Here is a 20,414-nt window from a genome sequence, read left to right as displayed (position 1 = left end):
GAGAAGATCCTCGCGGCGCGGCGCGCGGGGGTGACGCACGTGCTGATCCCCGCGGCCAACGAGAAGGACCTGGTCGAGATTCCGGCCGACCGAATCTCGAACCTGAAGATCGAGCCGGTAGAGAGGATCGAGCAAGTGGCGCGGATCGCGTTCGGAAAAGACGTCCTGGCTTGAGCCCCGGCGCGAATGCCCGGCTGGCTCTGGCCTGCGCGGCGCTGTGCGCCGCAGGTTGCAGGACGCCCGGCGCGTGGCAGGCCGAGGTCGCGCGCCAGCGCGCGCTGTCGTTCGACCTGCTCGCCTGCAAGCGCGGCATGCTCGACGCGAGCAAGGGCCGCGAGAAGCTCCTGATGGAGAAGAACGCGGTCGACGCCGAGCGCGGCGAGCTCGTGAAGCAGATCGAGTCCGAGCGCGCGGGAGTCACCGTGCTGCGCGACGCGCTGGAGAAGGAGCGCGTCGCGCGCATGCTCAAGGACGAGGAGATCGACCGGCTCACCTCGGCCTACCAGGCGCTGAGCGAGGCGCTGTCGGCCGAGCAGAAGAGCGGTCAGGTCGAGATCGAGCGGCTGCGCAGCCGCGTGGCGGTGCGGGCGTTCGAGAAGACCCTGTTCAACCCCGGCTCGACCGAGCTCAAGGCCGACGGGAAGAAGGTGCTGGCCAAGGTGGCGGCCGGGCTCAAGGGAGTCAGCGACGGCCAGATCCAGGTCGAGGGCCACACCGACAACGTGCCGATCAAGAGCTCGCGCTTCGCGACCAACCTCGACCTGTCGGCGGCGCGCGCGGTCGCGGTGGCGAAGTATCTCGCGGCGAACGGCGCGCCCGAGAAGCTGCTCGCCGCGGCGGGCTACGGCGATCACGAGCCGATCGCGAGCAACGCCGACGCCCAGGGCCGGCAGCGCAACCGGCGGATCGAGATCAGCCTCGAGCCGCCGCGGGCGGATTGAGCGCGCGCGACGCGCTCCGAGACTTCCACCGCGCGGCGCTCGACGCCGTGCACGCCGGCCGGGCGCTCGAGCGCGCGCTGGCCGCACGAGACCCGGGCCCCGGTCCGTTCGTGCTGCTCGCCGCGGGCAAGGCGGCGTGCGCCATGGCCGAGGCCGCGCTGCGCCGGCTCGGCCCGCGCATCGCGCGCGGCAGGGTGACCACCAAGGACGGCCACGCGCGGGCGCTCTCGGGTCTGGTCGTGCGCGAAGCGGCGCATCCGCTGCCCGACGCGCGCAGTGAGTCCGCCGGGCGCGAGGCGCTGGCGCTGGCCGGGTCACTCGCGGGCGCGGAGGAGCTGCTCGTGCTGATCTCGGGCGGGGCGTCGGCCTTGTGGTGCGTGCCGGCCGAAGGTCTCTCGCTCGCCGACAAACGCGCGGCGAGCGAGGCGCTGCTGCGCAGCCCGGCCGACATCCACGAGCTCAACACCGTGCGGCGCCACCTGTCGGCGCTGAAGGGCGGCGGTCTCGCGCGCGCTGCGCACGGGCGCCGGATCCACGCGTACGCGGTGTCCGACGTGCGCGGCGACGCCCCGCACGAAATCGGCTCGGGGCCGGTGAGTGCCGACCCGAGCAGCGCACGCCAGGCGCTCGCCGTGCTCGACCGTCACTCCGTGCGCGTGCCGGACGCGGTGCGCAGACGGCTCCTCACGCAAGGCGGGCCTGCCGGCGGCGCAGAGCTCTCGTCCGTCTCCTTCGAGGTCGTGGCCTCGCTCGACGCCGCGCTCGAGGCTGCGCGGCGCGCGGCCGAGGCTCACGGACTGCGCGTGTGCGTGCTGCGGGAGGGGCTCTACGGCGAGGTCGAGGCGGTGGCGCGCGGGCTCGCGGCCCAGGCGCGCGCGCACGCGGGTGCGCTCGTGATCGCCGGCGGCGAGCCCACGGTGCGCGTGCGCGGCGCGGGACAGGGCGGCCGCGCACAGGAGCTCGCGCTGCGGCTCGCGCTCGAGCTCACCGGCAGCGAGTTCGTGGCGCTGTGCGCCGGCAGCGACGGCAGCGACGGCGCGACGCCCGCCGCGGGCGGCTTCAGTGACTCGAGCACGCTGCGCCGGGCCGCGGCGCTCGGCCGGCCGGTCGCGGCCGCGCTCGCGCAGAGTGACTCGCACGGCCTGCTGAAGGCGCTGGGCGACCTGTGCGTCACCGGACCCACCGACACCAACGTGACCGACCTCGCCTTCGTGCAGGTGACGGCTTGATGCGGCGCCGGCTCCTGCTCGGCCTGGTGCTCGCGGCGCTCGTGGGCGCGCCGGGCGGCTGGCTGCTCACCGACTTCCTCGAGTCACACAACGCCTTCTGCACCTCGTGCCACCTGGGCCAGGCGCCGCTCCACGACGCGAAGCGCCGCGAGTTCGAGACCGCGCCGGCGGTCAACCTGGCGTCGGCGCACTTCGCGCACGATCGCGAGTTCCGCTGCATCTCGTGTCACCGCGGCGCGAGCTTTGCGAACCGCGTGCGCGTGAAGCTGCTGGCCGCGCGCGATGCGCTGGTCTACTTGACCGGACGCTTCGACGAGCCCACGGTCATGGCGCACCCTCTGTGGCGCGAGGACTGCGTGCAGTGTCACGAGACCTACGAGCCGAAACGCGGCGACGCGTTCCACGCGATCGAGGTCCACAACCTGCCCAAGTTCGCGCTGAACTGTGTACAGTGCCACGAGGCTCACCCGACCGGCCGCGCCGCCGAGCAGGTGTTCCTGGCGCGCGAGCCGCTCGTCGCGTCGTGCCGCAACTGCCATGAGGAGTTCTGAGATGAAGAGACTCGCGCTGCCCGTCGCGTTCGCGCTCGCCGCCGCCGCGGCGACCGCGTCGGCCTATCCGGGCGGGACGCCCTCGTACGTGACCGACGTCGCGCCCTACTGCGCGGGCTGTCACTCGTCGGTCTCCGACAACCAGTTCGAGGGAGTGCCGCCCACGCGGGCGTCGGCGGAGCTCGCCGCCAACAAGCACCTGGCCAAGATCCAGTCGCCGGGCAAGGACTCACCCTACGCCAAGCTGTCCGACGCCGAGCGCAAGGAGCTCGTGGCCAGCATCCAGAAGATCGACGCCTCCACCAGCGTGAAGCTGAGCGCGCCCGCGACGGTGAAGGCCGGACAGGAGCTCGAGGTCACGGTCGAGACGCAGGGCGGCTCGGCACCGGTGCTGGGCGTCGCGCTGGTCGACTCGAACCAGCGCTGGCAGGCGGCTCCGGCCACCGCGCGCGGCTGGCTCGTGCTCGACAAACCCAAGGTGATCGGGCCCGACGGTCAGGCGCAGACCAAGTTCACCGACGGCCGCAACCCGGCGCTGCCGCCCGGCATCACCTACGTGAACGTGTACGGAGTCACTGCGGATCCCGGTGCGGGCAAGTTCTCCAGCAGCAAGGTGACCTGGAAGCTGCGCGCGCCGGCCCAGGCCGGCTCGGTCCCGCTCGCGGCGGTCATGTTCTACGGCACCGAGGTCTCGGCCGCCCACGGCGCAGTCGACACGCCCTACGGCAAGAGCCCGCTCGGCGAGTTCACGGGCAGCTCGGGCCGCATCAAGTTCAGCGACGTGCTGAAGATCTCGGTGCAGTGAGCCGGCCGTGCCCGTAGACCGAGACACCTTCAAGCGCTCGCTGGGCAGCTGGGCGAGCGGAGTCACGATCGTGACCGCGCAGCACGGCGGGGCGCGCCTGGGCATGACCGTGTCTGCCTTCTCCTCGGTCAGCCTCGACCCTCCGCTGGTGCTGGTGTGCGCCGACAAGGCGTCGAACACCAACGTGCTGATCCAGAAGTCGCAGGCCTTCACGGTGAACGTGCTGGGGCGCGCGCACAGTGCGCTCTCCAACCTGTTCGCGGACAAGAAGCGCGAATCCGTGCGCTTCGACGGGCTCGACTGCAAGACCGGCGCGACCGGGGCGCCGCGCCTGCCCGGCGTGCTCGCCTGCATCGACTGCAGCGTGCGCGAGGAGATCGACGCCGGCGACCACATCGTGTACGTCGGCTCGGTCGAGGCCTCGACCATCGACGCGGAGCAGGAGCCGCTGGTCTACTGGCGCGGCGTGTACCAGAAGCTCACGCCGCTGTGAACAGGCGCCACTCACCGGGCACGCCGCGCAGCGCGCGGCTGCCGCGGTCGGTGAAGCACAGGCCCGAGCCCGCGACCAGGTCGCGCACGGTGCCCGACACGACCACTTCGCCCGGCGCGGCCAGCTCGGCCAGCCGGGCGCCGACGTGCACCGCGATTCCGACCAGCTTGCCGCCGAGCCGCTCGCACTCACCGGTGTGCACGCTGGCCCGCAGCTCGAGCTCGAGCTCGCGCGCGCGGTCGCGCACGCGCTCCGCGAAGCGCACGGCGCGCGCGGGCCCGTCGAAGGCGGCGAGCAGACCGTCGCCCGCCTCGTCGAGCTCGGCGCCGCGGAACTCCACGAGCTCGTGCCGCAGGAGCGCGTGGTAGCGCGACAGGAGCTCCGCCCAGCGCGAGTCACCCAGCTCGGCCGCGCGCTCGGTCGACTTCGCGATGTCCACGAACACGATCGTGGCGAGCACCGAGCTCGGCTCCGCCGCTGTGCGCGTGCCGGTCAGGAACTCCTGGATCGGGTCGACGACTTGTTCCGGGTGGATCCAGAAGGCGTGGTCGCGCGAGTCGTACTCGACAATCTTGGCGCCGGGGATGTGCTCGGCGAGATAGCGGCCTGCGCCGATCGGAACCACGAGATCACCGCGCGCGTGGATGATCAGCGTCGGCGTCCGGATCTGCGGCAGCACCGGGCGCAGGTCGATCTCGCGCATGACTCGTCCCGCGGCGCGGATCGCCGCCGGGTTCGAGCCCACACGCTCGAAGCGCGCCCAGCGCGCGCGCTCCTCGGCATCGGACGCCAGGGACGGCGCGAGCACGTCCATCAGGCCGGGCTCGCCCCAGTGAGCCACGACCCCCTCGAAGGCCTGCTCGATCTGCTCGGACTCGAAGCCGTGCGGGTAGTCGGGCGTCCGGACCAGCTTCGCGAAGCCGCCCACCAGGCACAGCGCGCGGCAGCGGCTCGGGTGAGTCGCCGCGAACAAGAGCGACATCGGCGCGCCCTCCGACACGCCCACGATCGCGGGCCTGTACGCGGCGGTCGCGTCCATCACGGCGCGCAGGTCGTCGATGCGCTCCTCGAGCGGGGCCCAGTCACTGCTGCGGTCCGACGCCCCGATCCCGCGCTTGTCGAACAGGATCAGGCGCGCGAAGGAGGCGAGCCGGCGGAACAGACGCGCCGCGCGCGGGTCCTCCCACCAGAAGTCGACGTGGCCGACGATGCCCGGCACGAACACCACGTCGAGCGGGCCGCTCCCGACCACCTGATAGGCGATCCGGACCCCACCCGCCTGGGTGAAGCGAGTCTGCGGCTGCACTCCGAGAGCTTACGCCACCCGGCCCAAGAGACGTGCGGGAAGCAGGTGGATGATGGCGGGCACGAGCAGGATCGCGCCCAGCGCGTCCACGATCATGAGCACCGATAAGAGCAGACTCATCTCGGCCGAGAAGCGCAGGCTCGAGATCGGGATCCAGAACGCGATGCCCACGACCAGCGTCGAGGCGGTGAAGGTGATGGCCATGCCCGTGGTGCGGATCGCGTGCTGGATCGCCGCGTCGCGCGTCGGCATGCGCGTGCGCTCCTGCAGGATGCGGTCGACGAGATAGATCGCGTAGTCCACGCCCAGCCCGACGCCGATCGCCTGGACGGGCAGGGTGTTCACGTCGATGCCGATGTTCATCACCGATTGCAGCGCGAGCGCGGCCAGCGAGCCGCTGGCGAGCGACGCCAGCGTGATCAGCGCCAGGATCACCGACCGGTACGACACCAGGAGCACGCCGAAGGTCGCGGCGAACACGATCGCCAGCGAGAGGCCGTGACTGACTTCGATCTCCTGGTTCGCGGCCGCGAGCACGCCGATGCTGCCCGCCGCCCAGCGCAGCTCGACGCCGTCCTTGAGCCAGGCGCTGCTCGGCTGGCGTTCGTACTCCGCGTTCGCGCCGGTCTTGACCCACAGCTCGTAGGGCGCGCGCCAGCTCGGGTGCCGCACCTCGACGCCGAAGCCCTCCGGTGTCTCGTAGTGAGTGAGGCCGCGCGGCACCTCGATCGGCTTGCGAATGCCGCCGGGGCCGGCCTCGCTCACCTCGAGCGTGGGCACGGGCGGGCCGAGCAGCGCGTCGGTCCAGCGCTGGCGCCGGAAGAAGCTGCGCTCGCCGGGCACGAGCCGCACCGCCAGGCTGCCGTCCAGGCGCACCTCGCGCGTGAACTGCTCCAGGCGCGCGATCGCGGCCGAGACCGTGTCGGCGCGGTGGTCGCGGTAGAAGATGCGCACCGCGAGCGACAGGCTGTCGCGCGAGCGGTAGGGATCGAGGATGCCGGGCGCCGGCACGCTCGTCTCCATGAGATACGAGATGCCCGCGATCTCGGAGGTGGTCTGCATCCACATGGCGAAGCGCGGGTCGCCGTTGTGGAACAGCCGGCTGGTCTGCTTCTGCAGATCGACCAGCGAGAGACTTCCGCCCGCGTTCTCGTCGGACTCCATGGCGCGCTGCAGTGACTCGACGAACTTGAACGAGTCGGGCGTGTACACGCGGCCCGGAATGGGCGAGGTCGCGACCACGAGCAGGTCGTCGAGCCCGTAGAAGCGGCTCGCGATCTCGCGCGCGGCGACGTTGAACTCCGAGTCGGGGTACAGGATGGGCGTGCCGGGCCGGTTGTCGCCCACCGGCACCTTGAGCGCGAGCCAGAAGCAGACCGCCGTCTGCACGGCGAACGCGCTGGTCACCAGGATCGCCCCGCGGCGCGACACCACGACGTTGGCGGCGCGCGCCAGCACGCGCGAGGTGAGCGGCGAGATGCGGTGCGCGCGCTCGCTCGGCGCGGGCAGATAGAGGATCAGGAGCCGGTTCAGGAGCATCTCGGTGACCAGGATCGAGGTGGCCCAGAACGCGCACAGAAGCCCGAGCTTCGACATCAGCGGGATGGTCGCGAGCCCGATCGTGAGCAGGCCGAACACGTCGGTCAGGATCGCGAGCGTGCCGGGCAACAGGAGCTCCGCCATGGAGCGGATGCAGGCCTCGTCCTTGTCGCCGAGCACCTCGTACTCCTCGTAGAAGCGCTCGACGAACTGCACCGAGTGACTGATCGCGCGCGCGGTGATCAGCATGGGCACGACCAGGACCAGCGGGTCGAGGTTGTAGTTGAGCCAGGCCGCGAAGCCGAGGCCCCAGATCACGTTCACCGCGGCCCCGGACATGGGCAGGAACACGCCGTAGAAGCGCCGGAAGTAGGCCCAGAGCAAGAGCACCGACACGACCAGCGTGGACGCGAACACCAGCAGGATCTCGGTGGCGAACGCGTAGGCCCAGCCGAACAGGAGCGGCTGACCCGTCACGTACACGTCGACCGGGAACTCGGCCTCCACGTCTTTCTTGGCCTGTTGCAGGTTCTTGAACAGCGCGCCGTAGTCGAGCCGGGTCTCGACGAAGCTCGCGCGCACCAGCGCCGCCTTCTCGTCGGGTGACACCAGCACGCCGAACACCGACGGGTTGCGGCGCACCTTCTCGCGCAGGTCGGCCAGGCCCTTCGCGTCCTCGGGAATGGTCTCCACGAGCTGCGGCGAGATCAGCGTGCCGTCGAGCTGCACGCGCGCGTCGCGCGCCGTGCGGTCGGTGAGGCTGGTGACCAGGTTGTGGTCGACGCCCGTCTCGGCCTCGTAGTTGGTCGCGGGATGGAACAGGCGGTCCGCGAGCGCGACCACGTGGTGCACGGTCGTGGCCACGATGCCCTTGGGGGTCACGTAGTGACTCGCGGGGAAGGCGTTCACCTCGGCGGGCACGACCGAGGAGTCGAGCTCGGCCGTGAGCTTCTGGATCGCGCGCAGGATCTCGGGCCGGTAGATGTCGCCGTCGCGCACCACGATCGCCGCCACCACGGTGTTGGCGTTGCCGTACGTGTCGCGGTAGGTCTCGTAGGTGCGGATGAACGGGTGGTTGCGCGGCAGGAGATCGAGGAACTGGGTGTAGATCTCCAGGTGCCGCATCTGGAACAGGAAGAAGCCGCTGATCACCGCGATCACAGCCGCGAACCAGTTGCGGCGCAGGGCGAAGAAGCGCGAGAAGCGTTCGGCGGCGGTCACTTGTGACTCCCGGGGTGCACCAGCGCGAAGTGGGCGCCGCCGTCGCTCGAGCGCAGCACCATGCCGCGCGGCCCGACCGCATAGGCGTGGGTCGCGTCGCCGAAGTCGACGTCGAGCAGCGGGACGGGCAGGGACGGGCTCTCGGCGGCCTGGAAGGTCAGGCCGCCGTCGGTCGAGAGCGCGAGCAGCCCGCCCTCGCCGGAGACCACCACGTGGTCACCGTTCCCGCCGACTCCGAACAGGTCCTGGGTGAACTGCGTCTTCACCGGCGCCCAGCTCGCTCCGCCGTCGCTCGAGCGCAGGATCGTCCCCGTCAGGCCGACGGCGATCCCGGTCTTGCCGTCGGCGTCGAGCCACGCATCGTACACGTAGGTGTCTTCGGGTACGCCCGAGAGTGACCCGCGCGTGGCGGGGGGCTTGGCGCCGTGGAGTCTCTCGATCGTGCCGAACTCGCCCACGCCGACCGCGTCGCTCGCGCCTGCGCGCACCAGCCGGCCCAGGATCACGTCCTGCACGCGCGGAATGCACGTCCAGCGCGCGCCGCCGTCGACCGTGCGCAGCTGCAGGCCGAAATCACCGACCGCGAGCACGGTGCCCTTGTCGGTCGCGTACAGGCCGAACACGTGGCGCGCGAAGGGGGTGGGGCGGCGCAGCCAGCTCCGGCCTGCGTCCTTGGAGAACAACACCGCGCCCGCCCGGCCCGCCGCCCAGACCTCGTCGTCGGGGCCGAAGGACACGGCGTACAGCGGCTCGTCGGTGCCGGTGGCCGGCACGTCCCAGGTATCGCCGGCGTCGTGAGACACGAGCACCGTGCCGAAGTAGCCCACCGCGACCACGTTCTGGCCCGACGCCGCCACGCTGAACAGGTCGGCGTGCGGGTGGATGCCGAAGCGGTCCGCGACCGTGCCGTCGGTCGAGCCGAGCGCGAACTCCTTGTCGGGGTTCGTCTCGTCCGTGATGCGCGCCACGAACTCGTCCATGCCGAGCGACGCCGCGCCGCAGCGGATCTTCTCGGCCAGGAGCCCCTGCGCGATGATCGAGAACGGGTGACTCGGGTCGAGCAGGAACTTCTCGAGCACGCCGCCCACGCCCTGGAGCACCTCGGGCTTGCCGCTCGTGGCGGCCAGGCCCGCGATCTCGCTGGTCAGGTTGCGTCCGAAGGTGGCCGCGGGCCCTTGCTCGCGCGAGAAGCCTTCGAGCACGACCCACACCGCCGCCTGCACCGAGTCGTCCCACGTGCCCGATTCGACGCGCTTCTTGAGTGACTCGAGCTCCGCGTCGTCGACCCCGGCCAGGAAGTGATCGGCGTTGGCGAAATGCACGAGCTTGGGGAACCTCGCCTTGGTGAGCGCGATGGCCTGGGTGAGCTCGGGCGACTCGTCGCCGCGCGCCGAAAGGGCGAACAGCGTCGCGCACAGCGCGACGGCGGCTGCCCTCATCAGTCCCCCGGGAATCAAAGCGGGCGCGAGCGTAGCCGGCCCGACCGCGCCGAGCAAACGGGCCGCCTGACCCTTCGTCCGGGGCCGCGCGCAGACACTCGGCTGCCGGCCTGCGCGGCTCTTCGCATGGTGCCCAGGACTGGACTCGAACCAGCACCCCATTGCTGGGACCAGGCCCTCAACCTGGCGTGTCTACCAATTTCACCACCTGGGCAGCGAAGCGACGAGTGTATAGAGGCGGGCCCGCGGGCTTTCAACCGCTGCTATGCTGCGCCCCAAACGAAGCAGGGGGGCCCCATGCGGATCGCTGGGTTGTGGGCTGCGTGTGCGTTGGCGACGGCCGCGCAGGTGTGGGCGGCGACGCCTGGGGGCGCGCTCGATCGCACGGTGCTGCCGATCCCGGAGCCGAGCTACCCGCCGATCCAGGTGCTCGACGCGCGGGACGCGAAGGCGCCGCCGCGCTTCGAAGTGAAGGCGCCCGACGGCGCGCCCAACGTGATCATCTTCCTGATCGACGACATGGGCTTCGGCGTGGCGAGCACGTTCGGCGGGCCGGTGCCCATGCCCACGCTCGAGCAGCTCGCGCAAGGCGGTCTGCGTTACAACCGCTTCCACACCACCTCGCTCTGCTCGCCGACGCGCATGGCCCTGCTCACCGGCCGCAACCACCACCAGACCAACACGGGCGCGATCATGGAGGTCGCGACCGCGTTTCCCGGGAACACCGGCGTGCGCCCGCAGAGCATCACGCCGCTGGCAGAGATCCTGCGCCAGAACGGTTACTCGACCGGCGCCTTCGGGAAGTATCACGAGACGCCGCCGTGGGAGATCAGTGTCTCGGGTCCGTTCGACCGCTGGCCCACACGCTCGGGCTTCGACAAGTTCTACGGGTTCATCGGCGGCGAGACGAATCAGTGGGCGCCGCTCGTGTACGACGGCACGGTGAAGGCCGAGCTGCCCAAGGACCCGAACTACCACTTCACGGTCGACATGACCAACCATGCGATCGAGTGGATGCGCGGAACCACGGCGCTCACTCCGCACAAGCCGTTCTTCATGTACTTCGCGACCGGCGCGACGCACGCGCCGCACCACGTGCCCAGGGAATGGATCGACAAGTTCAAGGGCAAGTTCGACCAGGGCTGGGACAAGCTGCGCGAGGAGACACTCGCGCGGCAGAAGGCGCTGGGCGTGGTGCCCCCGGACACGAAGCTCGCGGCGAAGCCGGCGGCCATCCAGGACTGGGACAAGCTGAGCGCGGACGAGAAGAAGCTCTTCGCGCGCCAGATGGAAGTGTTCGCGGCGTTCGGCGCGCAGACCGACGAGGAGATCGGGCGCGTGATCGCCGCGCTGAAGGACATCGGCCAGCTCGACAATACGCTCATCTTCTACATCGTGGGCGACAATGGGACGAGCGCCGAGGGCGGAATGGTCGGCATGTTCAACGAGTCGACTTACTTCAACGGCGTGGCCGAGTCGGTGACCGACCAGCTCAAGCACTACGACACGTGGGGCGATCCCACGACCTACCCGCACATGGCCGCGGGCTGGGCCGTCGCGGGAGACACTCCGTTCACGTGGACGAAGCAGATCGCGTCGAACTTCGGCGGCACGCGGAATCCGATGGTGATCTCGTGGCCGGCGCGCATCCGGCAGCCGGGGCTGCGGAGTCAGTTCGGTCACGTCGTCGACGTCGCGCCGACCGTGCTCGAGGCGGCCAAGCTGCCCCAGCCCAAGCGCGTGAACGGGGTGGCACAGACGCCCATGGCCGGCACGAGCCTGCTCTACACCTTCGATGCCCCGGCCGCGCCCGAGCGCCACACGACTCAGTACTTCGAGATGTTCGGCAACCGAGCGATCTATCACGACGGCTGGATCGCCGCGACGGTGCACCGAGCGCCCTGGGAGGCAGCACCGCGCGCCCCGCTCGCCAAGGACACCTGGGAGCTCTACGACACGCGCAGCGACTTCAGCGAGTCGACCGACCTGGCGGCGAAGAACGTGCCGAAGCTCATGGAGCTCCAGCACCTGTTCCTGCAGGAGGCCCTGAAGTACCACGTGCTTCCCATCGACGACCGGGGCATCGAGCGGCTCGACGCCGAGATCGCCGGGCGTCCCGACCTGATGGGGAACCGCACCTCACTCACCGTGTACCCGGGAATGACCGGCATCATGGAGGGGGCCTTCCTCAACATCAAGAATCGCTCGAGCTCGATCACGGCGGAGGTCGAGATCCCGCAGGGCGGCGCGAACGGAGTCATTCTCTGTCAGGCGGGCCGCTTCGGCGGCTGGACGCTCTATCTTCACGGCGGGAAGCCGACTTACACTTACAACTACGTCGGGCTCGAGCAGTACACCGTGGAGGGCTCCGAGGCCGTGGCACCGGGCAAGGCGACGATCCGCTGGGACTTCGTCTACGACGGCGGCGGTCGCGGGAAGGGCGGCACGGGAACGCTCTCCGTGAACGGCAAGAAGGTCGGCGAGGGCCACATCGCGAACACCCAGGCCAACGTGTTCTCGGTCGACGAAGGCGTGGACGTCGGGCTCGATGAGGGCACGCCGGTCACCGAGGTGTACGGCCCCGAGCCCGGGAATCACTTCACGGGCAAGATCGAGAAGGTCACCGTCGAGCTGAAGTGACGCGACTCACTTGGCCGGCGCGGGCGCCGGCTCGGCGGGCTTGGGCGGCTCGACCGCCTCGAAGCCCGAGGGCGGGGTGCCCGGCTCGGCGGGCTTGGACTCCTCCGCCGGCGGCGCGGCGGGAGTCTCGGCCTTCTTCTCGGCCGCGGGCGCGGCCGGCGCCGACAAGAGATCGCTGCCCGCCTCGACTTCGGTCGCGCAGCGCGCCAGGCCGAACGCCAGGATCATGAACAGGATCGCGGAGCCCGTGGTCACGCGGGTCAGGAAGCTGCCCGCGCCGCGCGCGCCGAACACGGTGTTGCTCGCCCCGCCCCCCAGCGAGACCCCGATGTCCGCGCCCTTCCCGTGCTGCATGAGCACCAGCACGATGAGCAAAAGGCAGACGACGAAGTAGATCATCGTGACGAACAGCGTCATCGAGGGGTCTCCTAGCGGGACCGGATGATGGCAGAGAAGCTCTCGGGGTCAAGGCTGGCGCCGCCCACCAGCGCCCCGTCGATGTCCGGTTGCGCCAGCAATTCCGCGGCGTTGTCCGGCTTCACCGAGCCCCCGTACTGGATGCGGATGGCGCTCGCTGCGGCGCCGAAGCGGTCGGCCAGTCGCACGCGCAGGAAGGCGTGCGCCTCCTGGGCCTGGGCGGGCGTGGCCGTGCGGCCGGTGCCGATCGCCCAGACCGGCTCGTAGGCCACCACGAGCCGGGCGCCGAGCGAGGCGTCGGCCCCGGCGAGCGACCCCGCGATCTGACGCCCCAGCACGTCGAACGTCCGGCCCGACTCGCGCTCGGCCAGGACTTCGCCCACGCACAGGATCGGCCGCAGACCGGCCGCGTGCGCCGCCACGACCTTGCGCGCGACGATCTCGTCGGACTCCGCGAACAGCTGGCGGCGCTCCGAGTGACCCAGGATCACGTAGCGCACGCCGAGCTCGACGAGCATCGGCACCGAGATCTCGCCCGTGAACGCGCCGCTCTTCTCGAAGTGCGCGTTCTGCGCGGCGAGCGCGATGGGCGTGCCCGCCAGCGCGTCGCGCAGCGGGGCGAGCGCGGTGAAGGGCGGGGCGACCGCGACCTCCACGCCGCGCAGGCCTTCGAGCTTGGGCGCGAGCGCGCGCGCGAAGTCGAGTGACTCCGCGACGGTCTTGTGCATCTTCCAGTTCGCGACGACGAGCGCAGTTCTCACGCGCGGACCCGCAGCGCCTCGACCCCCGGCAGCGCGGCGCCCTCGAGGAACTCGAGCGACGCGCCGCCGCCGGTCGACAGATGGCGGATGCGGGCGCCCACGCCCGCGGCCTGCACTGCGGCCAGGGAGTCACCGCCGCCCACGACCGTGTAGCCGGAGCTGCGCGCCAGCATCTCGGCGACCGCGCGCGTGCCCGCGTCGAAGGGCGGCTTCTCGAAGAAGCCGAGCGGCCCGTTCCAGAACACGGTCCTGGCCTTCGAGACGCGCGCCTCGATCGCCGCGCGCGAGCGTGGACCCACGTCGAGCGCCATCGCGCCGTCGGGAATGCGCTCCACGGTGCGCGCACCCGCGGCGTCGTCGGGGCTCGCGGCCACCACGTGGTCGACGGGCAGCAGGAGCTCGGTCCGGCCCGCGAGCAGGCGCCTCGCGGTCTCGACCAGGTCGGGCTCGACGAGTGACTTGCCGACCGGCTCGCCGCGCGCGAGCAGAAACGTGTAGGCCATGGCGCCGCCGATCACGACCGTGTCGGCGCGCGCGGCGAGTGACTCGAGCACGGCCAGCTTGTCCGACACCTTGGCGCCGCCCAGGATGCACACGTAGGGATGCTCGGGCGCGTCGCGCACCACGGTCAGCGCCTCGACCTCGCGCGCGAGCAGGAAGCCCGCGCCGGCCTCGGCGACCACGTGCGCCAGGCCTTCAGTCGAGGCGTGCGCGCGGTGCGCGGTGCCGAACGCGTCGTTCACGTACACGTCGCACAGGCGCGCGAGCTGGGCGACGAAGGCCGGGTCGTTCTTCTCCTCGCCCGCGTGGAAGCGCAGGTTCTCGAGCAAGAGCGCCTCGCCGTCGCGCAGCTTCGCGACCGCAGCCTCGACCGCGGCCCCGACGCAGTCCGGCGCGAGCGGCAGGCCCATGCGCCTGGCCACCGGCGCGAGTGAGTACTTCGGGTCGGGCGCCGCCTTCGGCCGGCCCAGGTGAGATGCCAGCACGACGCGGCCGCCGGCCTTGCGCACGAAGTCGAGGGTCTCCTGCGAGGCGCGGATGCGCGAGTCGTCGGCCACCGCGCCGTCCTTCAGCGGCACGTTGAGATCGGCGCGGAGGAATACCCGGCGCCCTGCCAGGCGCAGGTCCCGAACGGAGCGCAGCCGACCTTGAGTCACAGCTTCTGCGCGACGAGCCGGGCGAGCTCGACCACGCGCCGCGCGTAGCCCCACTCGTTGTCGTACCAGGAGACGAGCTTGAAGAAGTTCTTGTTGAGCTCGATCGAGGAGCCGGCGTCGAAGATCGACGAGCGCGGGTCGTGCACGAAGTCGCTCGAGACGACTTCGTCCTCGGTGTAGCCGAGGATGCCCTTCAGGTAGCTCTCCGACGCGTTCTTCATGGCGTGCTTGATGTCGCCCAGCGACGTCGCCTTCACCGTCTTCACCGTGAGGTCGACGACCGAGACCGTCGGCGTCGGCACGCGGAACGACATGCCGGTCAGCTTGCCCTGGATCTCGGGCAGCACGAGCCCGACCGCCTTGGCGGCGCCCGTGCTCGACGGGATGATGTTCACCGCCGCGCTGCGCCCGCCTTTCCAGTCCTTCTTCGAGGGACCGTCCACCGTCTTCTGGGTCGCGGTGTAGGCGTGGACGGTGGTCATGAGGCCCTCGGCGACGCCGAAGCCTTCCTTCAGGAGCACATGCACCACGGGCGCGAGACAGTTGGTGGTGCACGACGCGTTCGAGATCACGTGGTGGCGCGACGGGTCGTACTTCTCGTCGTTCACGCCCATCACGATCGTGATGTCCTCGCCCTTCGCGGGCGCCGAGATGATCACCTTCTTGGCGCCGGCCTGGAGGTGACCCTTGGCCTTGTCGGCCTCGGTGAAGAGCCCCGTCGACTCGATCACCAGGTCCACGCCGAGTGACTTCCAGGGCAGCTCCGCCGGCGTCCGGGCCGAGACGACCCGGAGGTCCTTGCCGTCGACCACGAGCACGTCGTCCTCGGCCTTGTCGGAAGCGGACTTCTTCGACGCGACCTGTCCCTTGAAGGGCCCTTGGGTCGAGTCGTACTTCACCAGATAGGCGAGGTTGTCGGCGGGCACGATGTCGCCCACCGCGACCACCTCGAGCTCCCGCGCGGGGATGTTCAGCTCGTGCAGGGCGCGAAACACCAGCCGCCCGATGCGCCCGAAGCCGTTGATTCCGACGCGCACACCCGAAGCCATGGGAATCTCCTCTGGCAGCTCCCTCGCTGAAGGCCGCGGGAGAATACCCAAGCGTTCTCCGGCTGGTCAATCGAACGTGATTCCGCTCGCTTATCCGAGAGACCCCGTGTGCTAGGTTCGCGCCGCGTGATCATCGGGGGTGGAATCGACGTGGTCGAGATCGCGCGCGTCGCGCGGGCGCTCGCACGGCGCGGCACCCGGTTGCGCGACCGCGTGTACACCCCGCGCGAGATCGCCGACTGCGGCCGGCGCGGGCGCTCGGCGTCGCACTTTGCGCTGCGCTTTGCCGTTAAGGAGGCCGGCATGAAGGCCATCGGCACCGGCTGGCGACGCGGCGTCGCCTGGCGCGACTTCGAGACGGTCGAGACTCCCGCGGGGCTCGGCCTGGAGATCCACGGGCGTGCGCTCGAGCTGGCGCGGGAGCGCGGCTTCGCCCGCGCGTGGGTCGGCGCGTCGTACACGCGCACTCACGCGTTCGCGCAGGTCGTGCTCGAGGGCCCGGGACGGCAGCCGGCGCCGTGAGTCGCTGGGTGCGGGTCGCCGCCGCGTCCGTGCTGGGCGTGGCGTTCCTGGCAGCGGCGGGCGCGGCGGTCGTGCTCGCGCTGGTCGGCCGCGATCCAGGACCGAGCGTGCAGGGCGAGCTCACCCTGGCGGGGCTCAGCGCCCGGGCGCGCATCGTGCGCGACCCGTTCGGCATTCCGCACGTCGCGGCCGACAGCTGGCCCGACGCCTACCGAGCGCTCGGCTTCGCGCACGCACAGGACCGGCTATGGCAGATGGAGGTGCTGCGCCGCTCCGCGCGCGGCCGGCTCTCCGAGCTGCTCGGGCCGCGCGCGCTCGACGCCGACCGGCTGGCGCGCACGCTCGGCTTCGCCGCGGCCGCCGACCAGGAGGTCGCGAAGCTGCCGCGCGAGACGCGCAGCGCGCTCGAGGCCTACGCGGGCGGTGTGAATGCCTGGCTGGCGGAGGTCTCCACCGGGCGCGCGCCGCGGCCCTTCGAGCTGCGCTGGCTCGAGCTCGAGCCCGAGCCGTGGACCGCCGCCGACTCACTCGCGATCGCGCGCCTGCGCTCGTGGAACCTCGGGCGGTCACTGGGCGCGAGTCTCCTGCTCGACCGGCTGGTGTCGGAGCTCGGCGGCGTGCCGTCGCGCGACTTCTTCCCGGTGCGCCCGAGCGACGGCTCGCACGACCCGCTCGCGCCGCTGCTCGAGCTGGGGCAGGCGGCGGACGGACTGGCCGCGATCTCGGGTCTCTCGGGGCCGGCCGGGAGCCTGGGCCTGCTCGTGCCCGCCTCGCGCTCCGCGAGCGGCAAGCCGCTCCTGGCCAACGACGCGCACGTCGACTTCACGGCGCCGGCGGTGTTCTACCTGGCCCACGTGCGCGCGGGCCGGCAGGAGATCTCGGGCGCCACGTGGCCCGGCCTGCCGGTGTTCTTCACGGGCACCAACCGGGCCATGGCCTGGGGCCAGGTGGCCCTACACGGATCGGTGTCGGACCTGTTCGAGGAGACGCTCGACCCGGGCGAGCCGGGCCGCTACGAGCGCGGCGGGCGCTGGCGCGCGGCCTCGGTGAGACACGAAACGATCGCCGTGCGCGGCGCGGCGGCCGAGCCGATCGACGTGGTGGTGACCGAGCACGGGCCGCTCCTGCACAGCGTGCGCCCCGACGACGCGCGCGCCGCGGCGCTCGCGCTGCGCTGGACCGGCTTCGCCGACGACAGCGGGGTCGACGCCGCGCTGCGCCTGCAGCGCTGCGGCGACTGGGAGTGCTTCCGCGGCGCGCTGCGCGACGTGCGCGCGCCCGCGGCGACCTATCTCTACGCCGACGCCAACGGCGCGATCGGCAGCCAGGTGGCGGGCGACCTGCCGATCCGCGCCATCGACACGGGCCTCCTGCCGGTGTCGGGCGCCTCGCGCTTCTACGACTGGCGCGGAGTGATTCCCTTCGAGGAGCTGCCCTCGGCGCACGGCACCTCGCTCGACCCGCAGGTCGTCTCGACTCACTTCGAAGGCGACGCGGGCAAGCACCCGGTGAGCTGGCTGTGGAGCAGTCAGGGCGGCGCCGAGCGCGTGCGCGAGCTGTTGGCCGAGGGCGGCCCGATCGACGTCGAGCGCCTGGTCGCGATCCAGCGCGACACGACCTCGCGCCGCGGGCCCGCGAGTCTGCGGCTCCTGCTGGCCGACCTGGATCCCGCCTCGAGCTCCGCGCAGCGCGCGAAGGCGATGCTGCTCGAGTGGGACGGCTCGACCGCCAACGACTCGGTCGGCGCGTCGCTGTACCACGTCTTCCGCCAGAGACTCGCGCACCGGCTGCTCGACGGCCTGGGTCTCTCGCCCGACGCGCTGGCGTTGCTCGATCAGGCGGAGCCCGCGCCGGGCCTGGTGCTCGCGCGCACGCTGGATCGCGTGGGCCGCGACAAGGCGGGCAAGCTCGTCGAGGGCGCGCTCGACGAGACCTGGGCGACCATGCGCACGCAGATCTCGGCCAATCCCAAGAAGTGGGTCTGGGGCGACATCCACGAGCTCCGCCTGGTGCACGAGTTCGAGCGCTCGGGCTCGGGCTCGCTGCGCTGGGTCGGCCGGCGACTCGGCGTGGGCCCGTTCCCGGTGCCGGGCGACCCGGACACGGCCTGGACCATGTACCACCGCGCGCTGCCGGACCGCGCCGTCGAGCTCGGGCCCGGCCTGCGCTACGCGGTCGATCTGGCCGATCCCGACCACGCGCTGGTCGGCCTGGCGGGCGGTCAGTCGGGCAACTCGGGCTCGGATCACTACGCCGACGCGCTCGGCGACTGGCTCGCCGGCCGCCCGCGCCCGCTCTGGATGCACCAGAGCGACGTGGCGTATCACCAGAAGGGCACCTGGGAGCTCTCGCCCGACACCAACCAGTGACGCGCGCGCGGCGCGCATCCGGCCGGCGCGTTACTCCTCTCCAGGGCCCCGCATGATCGTCCTCATCCTGATTCCCGGACTCTATGCCGCCGTGGAGCAGGCCGACAATCCGGCGCTGCGCGGCCGGCCCGTGGTCGTGGGCGCAGATCCCGCGAAGCGCGGCACGGTCACCAGCGCCAGCCGCGAGGCTCGTGCGCGCGGAGTGACTGAGGGCATGGAGATGCGCCGCGCGCTCGAGCTGTGTCCCGACGCGGCGGTGCGGCCGACCCGGCTCGAGCGCTACCGCGAAGTGGCGGCGGAGCTGCGGGCGTTGCTGCGCGCCGAGACCGACCGGATCGAGGAGCTCGGCATCGAGGGCACGTTCCTCGAGCTCGACCCGTCGATCGATCCGGTGGCGCGCGCGGCCGAGCTCTGCGTGCGCGTGCAGGCCGAGCTCGGCGTCGCGGCCGTGGCCGGCATCGCGCCGACGCGCTTCGTCGCCCACCTCGCGGCGAGACACACCGGGCCGGGCGGAATCCGGCAGGTCGGCGAGGCCGAGGTGCGCAGCTTTCTCGCGCCGTTTCCCGTGACCGAGATCTGGGGCCTCGGCCCGGCAACGGCCGAGAAGCTCGGCGCGCGCGGGGTGCACACGATCGCGACGCTGGCCGCGGTCGACCTGGCCACGCTCAGCCAGATCGTGGGGCGGGGCGCATCGGCTCTGCTCGACTACGCGCGCGGCGCCGACCGCGAGCCGCTGCGCCCCAAGCCGCACGCGCGCACGCTGTCCCAGGAGCGCACGCTCGACGAGCCGGCGATCGACCTGCGCGGCCTGGCGACCCTGCTCGAGACGCTCGCCGAACGGCTCGAGCGCGGGCTCGCGCGCGAGCGCCGCGCCGCGCGCACGGTCACGCTGGGCCTGCGCTTCGTGGACGGCACGCGAGTCACGCGCTCGGCGCCGCTGCCGCAGCCCTCGGCCGACCGCGCGGTGTTCGCCGAGGCGGCACAGTCGCTGCTGTCGCGCACCCAGGCGGGCGCGCGCCCGGTCCGGCGCGTGCGGCTGGCCGTGTCCAGCCTGGTGCGCGCCGAGGCCGGCGCCGACGCGCGCCAGCTGCGCTTGTTCTAGACGCGCGCGCCAGCGGCAAGAAGTGCCGCTCAGGCCGGACGGCTCGCATTCCGAAACGGAGGCGTGACCGACCGTTCGACCTTCGACCGCCGAAAGTACCCGCGGGTGCGCACGGAGTCACTCGTGTCGATCGCGCGGGTCGACCGGCGCGAGTCGCTGGCGCACGCGCTCGACGTGTCGATCGGCGGCATCCGCTTCCAGTGCGTCGGCCTCGAGGTCGAGCTGGGCGAGACGCTGCGCGTGCAGCTCACGATCGGCGCGCGCACCATCCTGGTCGAGGGCCAGCTCGTGCGAGTCACCGACCTCGACGGCTTCACGCAGGAGGTCGCGCTCTCGTTCACGAACGTGGACCCCGAGACGCTGCGCTTCCTGGGCTCGAACCTGCCCGAAGGCTACGAGCTCGAGCCCAACGAGAAGTAGCGCGCGAGCCCGGCGCGGCGGCGCAGAGCGGCGCGGATCTCGGGCAGCTTGTCCGCGAGCTCGCGCCGGCCCGCGTTCACCGCGCGCGGGGCCTTGTGGAACTCGAACGAGCGGATCCCGCGGAGGTCGGGCGTGAGCACGACGTCGACCGGCTCGCGCGCGAGCCGGTGCCGCGCGATCTCGTGCTCGAGCACGCTCATCGACGCGGTGATGATCTCGAGCAGGTTCGGCCCCGAGAGCTCCTCGGGCAGGGGCTCGGGCTCGGGCTCGGCGCGCGGCCGCCCGCGCAGGCGCGCGATGCGTTTCTCGAAGGCGTCGCCGATGCGCGACATCATGCGCGCGCGGCGCGCGCGCGGCTCGAGCTCGCGCACGGGGTGCGTCTGCAGGTTCACGGCCACGCGCACGTCGACGCCCAGCTCCTCGAGCGGTGAGACCGGCACGGGGTTGCGGATC

Annotated in this window: 19 protein-coding genes and 1 tRNA gene; 11 read left to right on the top strand and 9 right to left on the bottom strand. The window is 71.7% G+C overall.

The genetic code is table 11. The annotated features are described in order from the left end of the window. The first annotated feature begins 6 nt into the window (after positions 1-6). Genes VMR86_00475 through VMR86_00450 form a run of 6 tightly spaced genes read left to right on the top strand, consistent with a single transcriptional unit; the run spans position 7 to position 4,019 of the window. The gene (locus VMR86_00475) at positions 7-174 is read left to right on the top strand and encodes a S16 family serine protease (protein HTO05506.1); all 168 of its coding nucleotides are present in this window, start codon (positions 7-9) and stop codon (positions 172-174) included. Next, positions 171-941, top strand: coding sequence for an OmpA family protein (locus tag VMR86_00470; GenBank protein ID HTO05505.1), 771 nt, complete (start codon positions 171-173; stop codon positions 939-941). Before VMR86_00475 ends, VMR86_00470 begins: the two co-directional genes overlap by 4 nt. After that, complete coding sequence (locus VMR86_00465; protein HTO05504.1) at positions 938-2,170, top strand: DUF4147 domain-containing protein; 1,233 nt, start codon at positions 938-940, stop codon at positions 2,168-2,170. Before VMR86_00470 ends, VMR86_00465 begins: the two co-directional genes overlap by 4 nt. Beyond that, on the top strand, positions 2,170-2,721 hold the full coding sequence (locus tag VMR86_00460; protein ID HTO05503.1) for a hypothetical protein: 552 nt from the start codon (positions 2,170-2,172) through the stop codon (positions 2,719-2,721). Before VMR86_00465 ends, VMR86_00460 begins: the two co-directional genes overlap by 1 nt. 1 nt (position 2,722) lies before the next feature. Next, complete coding sequence (locus tag VMR86_00455) at positions 2,723-3,526, top strand: hypothetical protein (GenBank protein HTO05502.1); 804 nt, start codon at positions 2,723-2,725, stop codon at positions 3,524-3,526. A 7-nt stretch (positions 3,527-3,533) separates the two neighbouring features. Further along, positions 3,534-4,019 carry a flavin reductase family protein gene (locus tag VMR86_00450; GenBank protein ID HTO05501.1) on the top strand — a complete coding sequence of 162 codons (486 nt, stop codon included), beginning with the start codon at positions 3,534-3,536 and terminating at the stop codon, positions 4,017-4,019. Here VMR86_00450 and VMR86_00445 read toward each other — a convergent pair. From VMR86_00445 to VMR86_00430, 4 genes are all read right to left on the bottom strand, one after another. Further along, complete coding sequence (locus VMR86_00445) at positions 4,006-5,325, bottom strand: adenylate/guanylate cyclase domain-containing protein (GenBank protein ID HTO05500.1); 1,320 nt, start codon at positions 5,323-5,325, stop codon at positions 4,006-4,008. The genes VMR86_00450 and VMR86_00445 overlap by 14 nt on opposite strands. A 9-nt stretch (positions 5,326-5,334) precedes the next feature. After that, the gene (locus tag VMR86_00440) at positions 5,335-8,085 is read right to left on the bottom strand and encodes an MMPL family transporter (protein HTO05499.1); all 2,751 of its coding nucleotides are present in this window, start codon (positions 8,083-8,085) and stop codon (positions 5,335-5,337) included. Further along, positions 8,082-9,524, bottom strand: coding sequence for a YCF48-related protein (locus VMR86_00435; protein ID HTO05498.1), 1,443 nt, complete (start codon positions 9,522-9,524; stop codon positions 8,082-8,084). Before VMR86_00435 ends, VMR86_00440 begins: the two co-directional genes overlap by 4 nt. 127 nt (positions 9,525-9,651) lie before the next feature. Continuing rightward, a tRNA-Leu gene (locus VMR86_00430) sits at positions 9,652-9,738 on the bottom strand. Positions 9,739-9,854: 116 nt separating this feature from the next. On the opposite strand from VMR86_00430, the gene VMR86_00425 reads away from it, so the two are divergent. Beyond that, positions 9,855-12,164, top strand: a complete 2,310-nt coding sequence (locus VMR86_00425) for an arylsulfatase (protein ID HTO05497.1) — start codon at positions 9,855-9,857, stop codon at positions 12,162-12,164. Between the two features lie 6 nt (positions 12,165-12,170). Here the strand turns inward: VMR86_00425 and secG are convergent, their stop codons facing one another. Genes secG through gap form a run of 4 tightly spaced genes read right to left on the bottom strand, consistent with a single transcriptional unit; the run spans position 12,171 to position 15,548 of the window. After that, a complete protein-coding gene (gene secG, locus VMR86_00420; GenBank protein ID HTO05496.1) occupies positions 12,171-12,581 on the bottom strand; it encodes a preprotein translocase subunit SecG in 411 nt (136 codons plus the stop codon). Positions 12,582-12,592: 11 nt separating this feature from the next. Next, complete coding sequence (gene tpiA, locus VMR86_00415; GenBank protein HTO05495.1) at positions 12,593-13,342, bottom strand: triose-phosphate isomerase; 750 nt, start codon at positions 13,340-13,342, stop codon at positions 12,593-12,595. Beyond that, a complete protein-coding gene (locus tag VMR86_00410; protein HTO05494.1) occupies positions 13,339-14,499 on the bottom strand; it encodes a phosphoglycerate kinase in 1,161 nt (386 codons plus the stop codon). The genes tpiA and VMR86_00410 overlap by 4 nt, the downstream gene beginning before the upstream one ends. Then, the gene (gene gap, locus VMR86_00405) at positions 14,496-15,548 is read right to left on the bottom strand and encodes a type I glyceraldehyde-3-phosphate dehydrogenase (protein HTO05493.1); all 1,053 of its coding nucleotides are present in this window, start codon (positions 15,546-15,548) and stop codon (positions 14,496-14,498) included. The genes VMR86_00410 and gap overlap by 4 nt, the downstream gene beginning before the upstream one ends. Positions 15,549-15,674: 126 nt before the next feature. Between gap and acpS the strand changes: the two genes are divergently transcribed. The 4 genes from acpS to VMR86_00385 all read left to right on the top strand — a co-directional run bounded on the left by acpS (position 15,675) and on the right by VMR86_00385 (position 19,961). Next, on the top strand, positions 15,675-16,070 hold the full coding sequence (acpS, locus tag VMR86_00400; protein HTO05492.1) for a holo-ACP synthase: 396 nt from the start codon (positions 15,675-15,677) through the stop codon (positions 16,068-16,070). After that, positions 16,067-18,439 (top strand): penicillin acylase family protein, encoded by a 2,373-nt coding sequence (locus tag VMR86_00395; protein HTO05491.1) that lies wholly within the window; start codon positions 16,067-16,069, stop codon positions 18,437-18,439. Before acpS ends, VMR86_00395 begins: the two co-directional genes overlap by 4 nt. Before the next feature lie 52 nt (positions 18,440-18,491). Continuing rightward, positions 18,492-19,541 (top strand): DNA polymerase IV, encoded by a 1,050-nt coding sequence (locus VMR86_00390; protein ID HTO05490.1) that lies wholly within the window; start codon positions 18,492-18,494, stop codon positions 19,539-19,541. A 63-nt stretch (positions 19,542-19,604) separates the two neighbouring features. Continuing rightward, on the top strand, positions 19,605-19,961 hold the full coding sequence (locus tag VMR86_00385; GenBank protein HTO05489.1) for a PilZ domain-containing protein: 357 nt from the start codon (positions 19,605-19,607) through the stop codon (positions 19,959-19,961). Here VMR86_00385 and VMR86_00380 read toward each other — a convergent pair. Then, a partial coding sequence (locus VMR86_00380; protein ID HTO05488.1) for a hypothetical protein occupies positions 19,934-20,414 on the bottom strand: 481 nt, incomplete at its 5' end. The genes VMR86_00385 and VMR86_00380 overlap by 28 nt on opposite strands.

The sequence above is a fragment of the Myxococcota bacterium genome (genome assembly GCA_035498015.1).
GTDB lineage: Bacteria > Myxococcota_A > UBA9160 > SZUA-336 > SZUA-336 > VGRW01.
The sequence above is the reverse complement of the archived record's forward strand: the minus strand, read 5'-3'. Positions and strand labels throughout refer to the sequence as shown.